This is a genomic window from Shinella yambaruensis (assembly GCF_050859155.1).
GTDB classification, from domain to species: Bacteria; Pseudomonadota; Alphaproteobacteria; order Rhizobiales; family Rhizobiaceae; genus Shinella; species Shinella yambaruensis.
Window position 1 is genome coordinate 71,179 of sequence record NZ_CP150641.1, and the last position, 12,367, is coordinate 83,545.

General features: G+C 67.4%; 11 protein-coding genes. 3 read left to right on the forward strand and 8 right to left on the reverse strand.

From position 1 onward, the window contains the following. Window positions 1-94: 94 nt before the first annotated feature. A complete protein-coding gene (gene iolG, locus WMC41_RS28145; RefSeq protein ID WP_432349768.1) occupies window positions 95-1,096 on the reverse strand; it encodes an inositol 2-dehydrogenase in 1,002 nt (333 codons plus the stop codon). A gap of 129 nt (window positions 1,097-1,225) precedes the next feature. Between iolG and WMC41_RS28150 the strand changes: the two genes are divergently transcribed. The 3 genes from WMC41_RS28150 to WMC41_RS28160 all read left to right on the forward strand — a co-directional run bounded on the left by WMC41_RS28150 (window position 1,226) and on the right by WMC41_RS28160 (window position 4,923). After that, window positions 1,226-2,401, forward strand: a complete 1,176-nt coding sequence (locus tag WMC41_RS28150; protein WP_432349769.1) for a Gfo/Idh/MocA family protein — start codon at window positions 1,226-1,228, stop codon at window positions 2,399-2,401. Between the two features lie 90 nt (window positions 2,402-2,491). Further along, a complete protein-coding gene (gene iolD / locus WMC41_RS28155) occupies window positions 2,492-4,333 on the forward strand; it encodes a 3D-(3,5/4)-trihydroxycyclohexane-1,2-dione acylhydrolase (decyclizing) (protein WP_432349770.1) in 1,842 nt (613 codons plus the stop codon). A gap of 98 nt (window positions 4,334-4,431) precedes the next feature. Beyond that, a complete protein-coding gene (locus WMC41_RS28160; RefSeq protein ID WP_432349771.1) occupies window positions 4,432-4,923 on the forward strand; it encodes a GAF domain-containing protein in 492 nt (163 codons plus the stop codon). Between the two features lie 54 nt (window positions 4,924-4,977). Here the strand turns inward: WMC41_RS28160 and minE are convergent, their stop codons facing one another. From minE to WMC41_RS28195, 7 genes are all read right to left on the reverse strand, one after another. Then, the gene (gene minE, locus WMC41_RS28165) at window positions 4,978-5,241 is read right to left on the reverse strand and encodes a cell division topological specificity factor MinE (RefSeq protein WP_064329066.1); all 264 of its coding nucleotides are present in this window, start codon (window positions 5,239-5,241) and stop codon (window positions 4,978-4,980) included. Further along, window positions 5,238-6,053 carry a septum site-determining protein MinD gene (minD, locus tag WMC41_RS28170; RefSeq protein ID WP_244769056.1) on the reverse strand — a complete coding sequence of 272 codons (816 nt, stop codon included), beginning with the start codon at window positions 6,051-6,053 and terminating at the stop codon, window positions 5,238-5,240. The genes minE and minD overlap by 4 nt, the downstream gene beginning before the upstream one ends. Before the next feature lie 31 nt (window positions 6,054-6,084). Beyond that, the gene (gene minC, locus WMC41_RS28175) at window positions 6,085-6,852 is read right to left on the reverse strand and encodes a septum site-determining protein MinC (protein WP_432349772.1); all 768 of its coding nucleotides are present in this window, start codon (window positions 6,850-6,852) and stop codon (window positions 6,085-6,087) included. Between the two features lie 370 nt (window positions 6,853-7,222). After that, window positions 7,223-9,025 carry an ABC transporter ATP-binding protein gene (locus WMC41_RS28180; RefSeq protein WP_432349773.1) on the reverse strand — a complete coding sequence of 601 codons (1,803 nt, stop codon included), beginning with the start codon at window positions 9,023-9,025 and terminating at the stop codon, window positions 7,223-7,225. A gap of 2 nt (window positions 9,026-9,027) precedes the next feature. Next, on the reverse strand, window positions 9,028-9,888 hold the full coding sequence (locus tag WMC41_RS28185; RefSeq protein WP_432349774.1) for an ABC transporter permease: 861 nt from the start codon (window positions 9,886-9,888) through the stop codon (window positions 9,028-9,030). Continuing rightward, window positions 9,885-10,826, reverse strand: a complete 942-nt coding sequence (locus tag WMC41_RS28190; RefSeq protein WP_244769148.1) for an ABC transporter permease — start codon at window positions 10,824-10,826, stop codon at window positions 9,885-9,887. The genes WMC41_RS28185 and WMC41_RS28190 overlap by 4 nt, the downstream gene beginning before the upstream one ends. A gap of 20 nt (window positions 10,827-10,846) precedes the next feature. Next, a complete protein-coding gene (locus WMC41_RS28195) occupies window positions 10,847-12,364 on the reverse strand; it encodes an ABC transporter substrate-binding protein (RefSeq protein ID WP_432349775.1) in 1,518 nt (505 codons plus the stop codon). Window positions 12,365-12,367 lie beyond the last annotated feature (3 nt).

Genomic DNA, 12,367 nt, shown 5'->3' on the forward strand with positions numbered 1-12,367 from the left:
CTCTGCATCCTCTCCTCCGTCATCCTCGGGCTTGACCCGACCCATGACGAAAGAGAGGCATGCGGCGCTCGGCAGGGTTGCTTTGGGACGGCCTTCAGCCGGTGATCTCATCGACCCTGACGAAGCGGCCTTCCGCCTTGGAGCGGATGGCGGCCTCGGCCAGCACCAGTGCCTTTTCGCCGTCGTCGAAGGTCACGTCCGGCGTAGCGTTGGCGGCGACGCAGCGCAGGAAGGACTTCAGGCCGATCTCGAAGGCTTCGACGTAACGTTCGATGAAGAAGTCGAGATAGGGCTCGCCCGCGCCGGTGGCGGCCGCGGTAAAGCGCTCGACCTGGTGGGCGCGCCGGTTGCCGGAGATCAGCATGCCCTTCGCGCCGAACAGCTCGACGCGCTGGTCGTAGCCATAGGCGGCGGCGCGGGAATTGTTGATGTGGCAGAGCTTGCCGCTTGCGGTGCGCAGGATGATCATCGTGGAATCGACGTCGCCGAATTCCGCGAGCGTCGGGTCGACGAGCGTGCTGCCGGTGGCGAAGACCTCGGCGGGTTCCTCGCCCAGCATGAAGCGGGCAAGGTCGAAATCGTGGATGGTCATGTCGCGGAAGATGCCGCCGGAGACCTTGAGATAGTCGCGTGCGGCAAGGCCCGGGTCGCGCGAGGTGATGATCACCTGCCGCAGATCGCCGATCTCGCCGGCGCGCACCGCATCGCGCGCGGCCCGGTGGCCGGGATCGTAGCGGCGGTTGAAGCCGATCTGGACGGGCCGGTCGAAGCCGGCGATGGCCTTGCGGCAGGCGACGACGCGGGCAAGCGAAAGGTCGATCGGCTTTTCGCAGAAGATCGCCTTTCCGGCGCGCGCGGTGGCCTCGATGAGGTCGGCATGGGTGGCCGTGGAGGTGGCGATCAGCACGGCGTCGGCAAGGGCGATCGCCTCCTCGGCGCTGGCGGCGACCGGGCAGCCGTAGCGCCGGCCGATCTCCCCGGCGGCGGCGGTGACCGGGTCGTAGACGGCGGCAAGCGCCGCGCCCTCGGCGCGGGCGATGGTGGCGGCGTGCATCTTGCCGATGCGCCCGCAGCCGAGCAGTGCGATCCTCGTCATGGTTCCTCCTCGGGATGTATGGATGGTTTGCAAAAAAAGTTGCGCATATGAAATTTCGTCAATATTAATTCTTCCGGGAGCGCTTTTGCAAGCCCGTTTCGGACGGGACAGAATCTGGAGGAGGAGAGCATGGCGGAATTTCCCTTGGCCGGGCGCCGTTTGCGGCTCGGCGTCATCGGCGGCGGGCAGGGCAGCTTCATCGGCAAGGTGCATGCGCGCGGCGCGCGGCTTTCGGGCCGCTGGGATGTGGTGGCGGGTGCGCTGTCGTCCCGCCCGCAGGTGGCGCAGGAATCCGGCCGCGACTGGCTGCTTGCGGAGGACCGCATCTATACCGACTACCGCGTGATGGCCGAGCGCGAGGCGGCGCGGCCGGACGGCATCGACGCCGTGGCGATCACCACGCCCAACAATTCCCACCATGCCATCGCCGTCGCCTTCCTGGAGAAGGGCATCGACGTCATCAGCGACAAGCCGCTGACGACGACGCTCGAGGATGCGCTCGACCTGGTGCGCCGGCAGAAGGAGACGGGCCTCGTCTTCGGCGTCACCTATGCCTATGCCGCCTCCGCCATGGTGCGCCAGGCCCGCCAGATGATCGCGGAAGGCGCGCTCGGCAGATTGCAGCAGGTGCATGTCGAGTATTTCCAGGAATGGGCGCTGACCCCGCCGAGCGAGGCCGGTGCCGGCGCCCAGTGGCGCGTCGATCCCGCCGTTGTCGGCCCCACCTTCACGACCGGCGACATCGGCACCCATTGCCACCATCTCGGCGCCTTCGTCTGCGGCCGCCCGGTCACCGCCGTGCGGGCGGAGTTCCACACGCTCGGCCCGCCGAAGGCGCTGGAGGACACGGCCTTCATGCATGTGCGCTACGAGGGCGGCATTCCCGGCACCATCATGATCTCGCAGGTCGCGCCCGGCGCCCATTGCGGCCTGCGCATCCGCGTCTTCGGCGACAGGGCGAGCCTGGAATGGAACCAGGAGGAGCCGGAGCTGCTGCACTTCCGCCGTTTCGGCGAGCCGGCCCGCGTGCTGACGCGCGGCGAGGGCGCGGGCATCGGCACGCATGCGGCGCGTTTCGTGCACATGCCGCGCGGCCATCCGGAGGCGCTGAGCGACGCCTGGGGCAATCTCTACGAGGAGTTCGCCATCGCCATCGAGGCGCGCCGTCTCGGCCGGACCCTGCCCGAGGGACTGCTCGCCTATCCGACGGTGGTGGACGGCGCGCTCGGCGTGAAGTTCATCGAGGCGGCGCTCGCCTCCAGCCAGTCGGGCGGCGCCTGGGCGGACTGCACGCTGCCGTCGTGAGTTGCAATAAGTATTGCAATAAACAATAATGTGGAATAAAAGTTTCCAGACAGTGGCCGGCGCGAAAAGGCCGGCCGAGGGAGGTTTACCATGTCCACCATCCGCCTGACCATGGCGCAAGCCCTGGTGCGTTATCTCTGCAACCAGTTCACCGAGATCGACGGCAGGCGCGAGCCGCTGTTTCCCGGCGTCTTCGCCATTTTCGGCCATGGCAATGTAACATGCCTTTCCGAGGCGCTGGAAGCGGTCAAGGAAACGCTGCCGACCTGGCGCGGCCAGAACGAGCAGTCGATGGCGCTTGCCGCGATCGGCTTTGCCAAGGCGACGCGCCGCCGCCAGATCATGGTGGCGACCAGCTCCATCGGCCCGGGCGCGCTGAACATGGTGACGGCGGCGGGCGTCGCGCACACCAACCGCCTGCCGGTCCTGCTGCTGGCCGGCGACAGCTTCGTCAACCGCCGGCCCGACCCGGTCATGCAGCAGGTCGAGCATTTCGGCAATCCCACCATCACCGTCAACGACGCCTTCAAGGCCGTGACGCGCTACTGGGACCGCATTACCCATCCCGAGCAGATCATCGCCTCGCTGCCGCAGGCCGTCGCCGTCATGCTGGACCCCGCCGATTGCGGCCCGGCCTTCCTGGCCCTGCCGCAGGATGTGCAGGAGATCGCCTGGGACTATCCCGAAAGCTTCTTTGCGCCGACGGTCCACAAGGCGCCGCGCCCGCGGCCGGACCGCGACAGCCTCGCGGAGGCCGTGCGCGTGCTGAAGGCGGCAAAACGCCCGCTGATCATCTCCGGCGGCGGCGTGCGCTATTCGGGCGCGGAAACGGCGCTCGCCGCCTTTGCCGAAAAGCACGGCATCCCGCTCTGCGAGACCATTGCCGGCAAGGGCACCGTCACCCATGACCACCCGGCCCATGTCGGCCCGATCGGCATCGTCGGCTCCACCTCGGCCAATGCGCTGGCGGGCGAGGCCGACGTGGTGCTCGCCGTCGGCACGCGCCTCATGGATTTCACCACCGGTTCCTGGACCGCGTTTTCGCCCGACGCCCGCTTCGTCTCGATCAACGCGGCGCGCTGGGATGCCAGCAAGCACCGCGCCGTGGCCGTGGTCGGCGATGCGCTGGAGACGGTCGGCGAACTGCAAGCCGCCATCGGCGATTACAGGGCGGATGCCGGCTGGACGGAGAAGGGCAGGCGGGAATTCGCCAGATGGAACGAGGCGCTCGACGGCTACCAGAAGCCGACCAATGCGCCGGTGCCGACCTATGCCCAGGTCGTCGGCATCGTCAATGCGAAGGCCGGGGAGCGCGACCTCCTGATCACCGCCGCCGGCGGCCTGCCGGGCGAGGTGATGAAGAACTGGCGCGTCAAGGCGCCGAACACCTTCGACTGCGAATTCGGCTTCTCCTGCATGGGCTACGAGATCGCCGCCGGCTGGGGCGCCGCCATGGCCGACCCCACCCGCACGCCCATCGTCATGATCGGCGACGGCACCTACATGATGATGAATTCGGACATCTATTCGACCGTGCTGTCCGGCCACAAGATGATCCTCATCGTCTGCGACAACGGCGGTTATGCCGTCATCAACCGCCTGCAGAACGCCAAGGGCACGCCGGGCTTCAACAACCTCATCAAGGATTGCCGCGTCAAGGAGCCCTTCGCCGTCGATTTCGCCAAGCATGCCGAGGCGATGGGCGCGCTGACGCGCCGCGTCGACAGCCTCGCCGATCTCGGCGAGGCCGTCGAATGGGCGAAGGGCACCGACCGCACCACCGTCCTCACCATCGTCTCCGACGCCTTCACCTGGACCCCGGGCGATGCCTGGTGGGATGTCGGCGTGCCGCAGGTGAGCGCGCGGGCCGAGGTCAACGCCGCGGCCGCCGACCAGCAGGCCAGCCGCAGGAAGCAGCGCGTCGGCGTCTAGCCTGCCTGAAGGCGCGCCGGTCTCCATCGCCATCCTTGCCAGGTCAAGCGTCCGGGTCTATCGACGGTTCCAGGAAGCCATGATGTGCGAGGACGACCATGCATGAGATCGGGAAAATAGAGGCCGCGGACAAGCCCGCCTTCTACCGCGAGCTGCTCGCCCAGGCCGAGGGGCTGCTGCACGGCGAGCGCGATGCCGTCGCCAATGCGGCGAACCTCTCGGCATTGATCTTTGACGCGTTCGACGATCTCAACTGGGCGGGCTTCTACTTCCTCAAAGGCCCGCAGGAGCTGGTGCTCGGTCCGTTCCAGGGCAAGGTCGCCTGCGTGCGCATTCCGGTCGGCAAGGGCGTCTGCGGCGTCGCCGTGGCGGAGGGGAAAAGCCAGCTCGTGCCGGATGTGCACGCCTTTCCGGGGCACATCGCCTGCGACGCGGCCTCGCGCTCCGAGCTCGTCACGCCGCTCGTGCGCGACGGCGTGGTGTTCGGCGTCCTCGATCTCGACAGCCCGTCGCCCGGCCGGTTCACGGCGGAAGACCAGGCCGGCTTCGAGGCGCTCGCCGCGCTCTACGTCTCGGCGAGCGACGCCTGAAACGGCGAACGCCCGGCTTTTGCCGGGCGTCCATCTCGCCTTGCCGGTGGCGCCTTACGCCGCCTTCTTGCCGGCGTCGAAGGGAATTTCGATGTCGACGGCGAGCGTCGAGACCTGCGCGCCGCGTTCCATCTTGATGGAGACCTTCTCGTCGTCCACCTGCATGTGCTTGGAGATCGCCTTCAGGATCTCGTCGCGCAGCTTGTTGACGAGATCGCTGTCGCCGGTGGCGGCCCGCTCATGGGCGAGCAGCACCTGCAGCCGCTCGCGCGCGGCCGGCGCCGACTGGGCGCGGGAGAAGAAACGGAACAGGTTCATGCCGCCTTCCTTCCGAAGATCTTGCCGAGGAACGAGCGCTTGTCGCCGGGAATGGTGACCGGCAGGCTTTCGCCCTTGAGGCGGCGCGTCGCTTCGAAATAGGCGAGCGCCGGGGCCGAGCGGCCGTCGGCGAGCGTCACCGGGGCGCCGACATTGGAGGCGCGCAGCACGTCCATGCTCTCGGGGATGATGCCGAGCAGCGGGATCGAGAGGATTTCCAGGACATCATCGACCTTCAGCATGTCGCCGCGCTCGGCGCGGGCGGCGTCGTAGCGGGTCAGCAGCAGGTGCTTTTCGATGCGCTCGCCGTTCTCCGCCTTCAGCGTCTTGGAATCGAGCAGACCGATGATGCGGTCCGAATCGCGCACGGACGAGACTTCCGGATTGGTGACGACGATCGCCACGTCGGCATGGCGCATGGCCAGCGTCGCGCCGCGCTCGATGCCGGCCGGGCTGTCGCAGATCACCCAGTCGAAGGCGTTCTTCAGGGCGGCGATGACCTGCTCGACGCCTTCGGGCGTGAGGTTGTCCTTGTCGCGGGTCTGGGAGGCCGGCAGCAGGTAGAGCGTCTCGACGCGTTTGTCGCGGATCAGCGCCTGCGTCAGCTTGGCCTCGCCCTGGATGACGTTGACGAGGTCATAGACGACGCGCCGTTCCGCGCCCATGACGAGATCGAGATTGCGCAGGCCGACGTCGAAATCCACGACCACGACCTTCTCGCCGCTTTGCGCCAGCGCGGCGCCGAGCGCGGCCGACGACGTCGTCTTGCCGACGCCGCCCTTGCCCGATGTGACCACGATTACCTTGCCCATTGACCTCTCCGTTTTATGAACCGCCTTCGGTTCAGCCAAGTGTTGCCGCCTTGATGGCTTCGCCTTCCAGCCAGATCTGCACGGGCTTGCCGCGCAGCTCCGGCTCCATGTCCTCGGCCGTCTTGTAGTAGCCGTCGATGGCGATCAGCTCCGCTTCCAGCGTGCGGCAGAAGATGCGTGCCGAAGCGTTGCCCGTCGTGCCGGCCATCGCCCGGCCGCGCAGCGGGCCGTAGACATGGATCGAGCCGCCGGCGACGATTTCCGCGCCGGATGCGACCGAGCCGACGATGGTGACGTCGCCTTCGGGAAAGAAGATGGACTGGCCCGAGCGGACCGGCCGCGCAACGACCATCGACGGTACCGTGTGCATCGGCGGCGGGCTCGTGGGCGCCGCGGCCGTCTCGACGGGCTCGGCCTTCTCGGCCTTCGCAGCCTTGCCGGCCTTCTTCAAAGGCTCCTCCGCCGCCGGTTCCTCGATATCGGCCGCGGGGCGGCCGTCGGTCATAGCCGGCGGCATGTCCGCGCCGAGCAGCGAGGAGCGCGCGCCCTCGATGCCCATGACGCGCACATTGCGGGCGCTCAGCTGGCCGACGAGTTCGCGAAGCTCCGCCTTCTCGATGTCGAGCCCGTCGACATCGAGCACCACCGGCCGCCGCAGGAAGAAGCCGGCGGAGCGTGCCGCCAGATCGTCGAGCCGCACCAGCCAGTCCTCGAAGGGCAGCTCCGGGGTCAGCGCAAGCGCGAGGAAGGATCGCCCCTTGAGGCGGATCGGCCGTGGTTGGGTTAACACGTCAGTCATCTTCGTTAATTTTCGGTTGCTTCGGTGTACCGAGGAAATGGTTAACAAAGGGTTAATTTGCAGGTCTGGCTGGCGCGAGGCATGCGTCCTGAGGCGGCCGTGCAACGGTTCGCGCGGAGCGGGAAAAATCGGGGCTTTCGCGTGTGCTTTGCCCCTCATCCGGCCTGCCGGCCACCTTCTCCCCGCAAGCGGGGCGAAGGGGATATGCCGCGCCGGTTTCCTCGGCCAATATTCTTTCGTGGGGCAAGTCCCCTCTCCCCGCTTGCGGGGAGAGGGTTAGGGTGAGGGGCAGAGCCGTAGGCAAACGCAAAAAAAGCCCGCCGGCGCGATCGCGACCGGCGGGCAGGCTGGGAGGATTCCCTGGAACGCGTCAGGCCGCCGCCTCCTGGACGAAATGCCCCGGCGACACCTCGCGGTAGGCGCGCTTCGGCGGCACGTAGCCGTGCGGGCGCAGCGGGCTCTTGATCTCCTCGTTGAGCGGCGGGTTGAGCTGTCCGCGCCGGGCGGGATCGGGGATCGGCACGGCGGAGATGAGGCGGCGCGTATAGGCGTGCTGCGGATTGTCGAAGATCGCCGCGCGCGGGCCGATCTCGACGATCTCGCCGAGGAACATCACGGCGACGCGATGGCTGACGCGCTCCACCACCGCCATGTCGTGCGAGATGAAGAGATAGGCGAGGCGGTGCTTTTCCTGCAGATCGAGCAGGAGGTTGGAGACCTGCGCCTTCACCGACACGTCGAGCGCCGAGACCGCCTCGTCGGCGACGATGAGCTTCGGCTGCAAGGCGATCGCCCGGGCGATCGAGATGCGCTGGCGCTGGCCGCCGGAGAATTCGTGCGGATGCCGGTCCGCCATCGCCGCCGAGAGGCCGACCTGCTGCAGAAGCTCGGCCACCCGCTCCTTCGCCTCGCGCCGGCTTATCAGGCCGTGCGCCAGCATGGGTTCGGCAATCGCCGAGCCGATGGTGATGCGCGGATTGAGCGAGGCGAAGGGATCCTGGAAGATCATCTGCGAGGTGCGGCGCATGGCGCGCAGCGCCCCGGAACTGGCCTTGGCCACATCCTGCCCGTCGACGGTGATCGACCCGGCGCTCGGATCGACGAGACGCATGATGGCGCGGCCGGTGGTGGACTTGCCGCAACCCGATTCGCCGACCAGCGCCAGCGTCTCGCCGGGCTTCAGGTCGAAGGAGACGCCCTCGACCGCATGGATCTGCCCCTGCGGCAGCGCGAAGCGCACCGCGAGTTTTTCCACCTTCAGGATCGGCGTCACGCCGCCCGGAACGGGCGACGTCACGCGGCCGTCACTGGCCTTTCCGGTGGCGGGGTCGACATCCGGGAAGCGGCGGGGCGCGGCGGCGTCGCCCATCGTGCCGAGGCGCGGGATGGAGGCGAGCAGCGCCCTGGTATAGACCGCCTTGGGCGCGGCGAAGATCTGCGGCGTCGGGCCGGTCTCGACCATGTCGCCGCGGAACATCACGAGGGTGCGGTCAGCGACCTCCGCCACCACGCCCATGTCATGGGTGATGAAGAGCACGCCCATGTTCTCCTCGCGCTGCAATTCGCGCAGCAGGTGGAGGATCTCGGCCTGCACGGTCACGTCGAGCGCCGTCGTCGGCTCGTCGGCGATGAGCAGTTTCGGCCGGCAGGCGAGCGCCATGGCGATCATCACGCGCTGGCGCATGCCACCGGAGAACTTGTGCGGATATTCGTTGAGCCGGCTTTTGGCGGCGGGAATGCGCACGCGCTCCATCAGCCGCAAGGCTTCCGCCTCGGCCGCCGACCACGAGAGGTCGCGGTGCAGCACCAGCGCCTCGGCGATCTGGTTGCCGATGGTGAAGACCGGATTGAGCGAGGTCATCGGCTCCTGGAAGATCATGCCGATGACGCCGCCGCGCACCGCGCGCATCTCGGCTTCGCTCGCCTGCAACAGGTCGCGCCCTTCGAGCAGGATGCGGCCCTCGCAGCGCGCCCGGCCGGCGGGCAGGAGGCGCATGGTGGAGAGCGCGGTGACGCTCTTGCCCGAGCCCGATTCGCCGACGATGGCGACGGTCTCGCCGGCATTCACCTCGACGTTGATGTCGCGGATGACGGCGCGCCAGCCCTCGGCGGTCTTGAAAGAGGTCGTCAGGTTCTCGACCGAGAGCACCGGTCGCTTTGCAGTGTCCGTCATGGTCAGCTTTCCTTCGCAAGGCGCGGATCGACGAGATCGCGCAGCCCGTCGCCGAGAAGTTGCAGGGCGAGGACCGAGAAGACGATGGCAAGGCCCGGAAACACCATCAGCCAGGGCGCGTTGTTCATGTATTCGCGGCCGGAGGCGAGCATGGTGCCCCAGGTCGGCATGTCGGTGGAAACGCCGACGCCGAGGAAGGAGAGGCTCGCTTCCGCCAGCATGGCCGAGGCGAAGACGAAGGTCGCCTGCACGAGGATGGGTGAGGCGAGGTTGAGCAGGACGTGGCGCGTCAGGATCTGCCAGGTCGGCAGGCCCATGGCGACGGCGGCCTCGATATAGGGCAATTCGCGCAGCACCAGCGTCGAGCCGCGTACGATACGGGCAAGGCGCGGCGCATAGGTGATGCCGAGCGCCAGGATGACCGTGGTGAGCGACGGCCCGAGCGCGGCGACGAGCGCGATGGCGAGCAGGATGTCCGGGAAGGACATCATGGCGTCGAGCAGCCGGGAGATCGGCGCGTCGAGCTTGCGGAAGAAGCCGGCGGCGACCCCGAGGATGACGCCGAGCACCGTGGAGATGATGACGACGCCGAGGCTGACGAGCAGCGAGATGCGCCCCGCATAGATGGCGCGGGAGAAGATGTCGCGGCCGAACTCGTCGGTGCCGAAGACATGGGCGAGGGACGGCGCCTTCAGCTTGTTGACGATCGACAGCTTGTTCGGCGCATAGGGCGCGACCCACGGGGCGAGGACCGCCGCCACGAGCACGACGGCAAGGATGATCGCGCCGATGAGGATGGCCTTGTTGCGGAAGAGCCGCCGCAGGCTGGAAACGAGCGGCATGGAGAGGGAAGCGGTCATCATAGGCGCACCCGCGGATCGACGAGGATGTAGAGCATGTCGACGATGAAGTTGATCAGCACGTAGATCGCCGCGACGACGAGCAGCGTGCCCTGGATGACGGGATAGTCGCGGCGCAGCACGGCCGAGACCACGAGATTGCCGACGCCCGGCAGGCCGAACACGGTTTCCGTCACCACCGCGCCGGCGACCAGCATGGCGATGGAAAGGCCGATGACGGTGATGATCGGGATCAGGGCGTTCTTCAGCGCATGTTTCAGGATGACGCGCCGCTCGCTCGCCCCCTTGGCGCGGGCGGTGCGCACATAGTCGTCGCCCAGCACGTCCAGCATGGCGGCGCGGGTGAAGCGGGTGATCAGCGCCGAATTGACGATGCCGAGCGCCACGGCCGGCAGCACGAGATGATGCAGCCGCTCGAGGAAGCTCGTATCCGGCCCGCCATAGCCGGAGGCGGGGAACCAGCCCTGGCCGACGGCGAAGACCTGGATCAGCATGAGGCCGAGCCAGAAGCTCGGCACGCTCGCCGCCACCATGGTCAGCGTCACCACGACCTGGTCGAACAGCGTGCCGCGCTTGACGGCCGACAGGATGCCGACCGGCAGCGCGATCGCCACCGCGATCAGGATCGAGAACAGCGTGAGGAAGAAGGTCGGCTCCGCCCGTGCGGCGAGCGCCGATGTCACCGGCTGGTCGAGGAAGATCGACTGGCCGAGATCGCCTTGCACTATACCCAGCACGAACTGGCCGTACTGGGCGATCAGCGGCGCGTCGAGCCCCATTTTCGTGCGCAGTTCGGCGATGTCCTCAGGGGTCGCGTCCGACCCCAGCATCACGGCGGCGGGATCGCCCGGCGTCACGCGGACGATGACGAAAACCACCGTCACGACGAGGGCGAGCACGATGGCCATGCCCCCCAGCCGTTTCAACAGTGCCCGGACGATCCTTGCCATGATAACCCCCCTTACTGCTTCGGCGTGACGTTCCAGAAATGCGGCCAGTAGGTCGGCGTGTAGTCGGCTATGCCGGCGCCGACGCCCGTGACCGCGTTGAAATTGCCGACCTTGAAGAGCGGCGCATCGTCATAGATCACGGTCTGGATGCCCTCCCAGGCCTTCTGCTTGTCGGCGTCGGACACGGCGTCCATGTAGGTGGCGACGGCGGCGGCCTTCTGGTCGGAGACGTACCAGCCCGGATAGCTGTCGGTGATCGTGTTGATCGTCGTCGGGTCGCCCGGGAAGTTGGAATGGGTGATGAAGATGTCCCATTCCTTCGGGTCGGCGCGGCGGGTCGTCAGGGTCGCCCAGTCCACCACCTGCAGGTCGACCTTGAAGCCGGCGGCTTCGAGATAGGCTTTCGCGACCTCGCCGATCTTGTAGTGGAACTCGTACTGGCGGCTGGTCATCAGGCGCAGCGGCGTGCCGTCGTAGCCGGCATCCGCAAGCAGCTTGCCCGCTTCTTCCGGGTCGCCCTCGCCGTAGCGCGTGACGCCCGCCTCGGTGTACCAGAGCGAGCCCTTCGGGAAGATCGAGGCATCGACGCTGAAGAAGCGCTCGTCGGAGAAGGCGGCGAGCATCATGTCGTTGGGGTTGAGCGCGGCCTGCACGGCCTGGCGCAACTCCTTGCGGGTGAGCAGGCCCTCCTTCATGTTCATGTTGAGCGAGGCCCAGCCGGTGTTCTCGTAGATCACGGCCTTCGCCTTGCCGCTCGCCTCGACGCGCTCATAGGCGCTGACGGGCAGCGAATCGGCAAAGTCGAACTGGCCGGAGATCAGGCCCTCGACGCGGGTGTTCGCGTCGGGAACCGGCACGAAGCGGATCTCCTTGGCGATCGCCACGCGCTTGCCGGCATAGTTGCTGGGCTCGCCCTCGGGGGATTTGTAGCCGTCGAAGCGGACGAGCTGGGTATACTGGTCGGGCTTGCGCTCCTTCAGCGCATAGGGGCCGGTGCCGACGAACTCGGTCAGCGTGTCGGCGATCTTCTCCGAGGGCATGATGACGGAGGCCTGCGAGAAGGTGGCGAGCAGCGGGGCATAACGCGACTTCAGCTTGACGACGACGGTGTTCGGCCCGTCCTCGGACAGGCTTTCCACCACTTCGGCGACCTGCTTGCCCTTGGAGTTGACCGCCATCCAGCGCGTCAGCGAGGCGGTGACGTCCTTGGCGTCGAGGTCGCTGCCGTCGTGGAACTTGACGCCCTCGCGCAGCGGGATGCGATAAGTCAGGCCGTCCTCGGAAATCTCCGGCATGGCGAGCGCCAGCAGCGGCACGGAACGCCATTCGTTGTCATAGGTGTAGAGCGTCTCGAAAATGTGCTGGTCGATGGTCAGCACGATGTCGGTCGCCGTCTGCATGACGTCGAGCGTCGGCGGCTCGCCGATGGTCGCGACGGTCAGGACGCCGTCCGTCGTCTGGGCGATGGCGAGGCTGCTGGTGCTGGCGAGCGCCGCCGCCAGCGTCATGAGAGCAAGTGCATTCTTCATCTG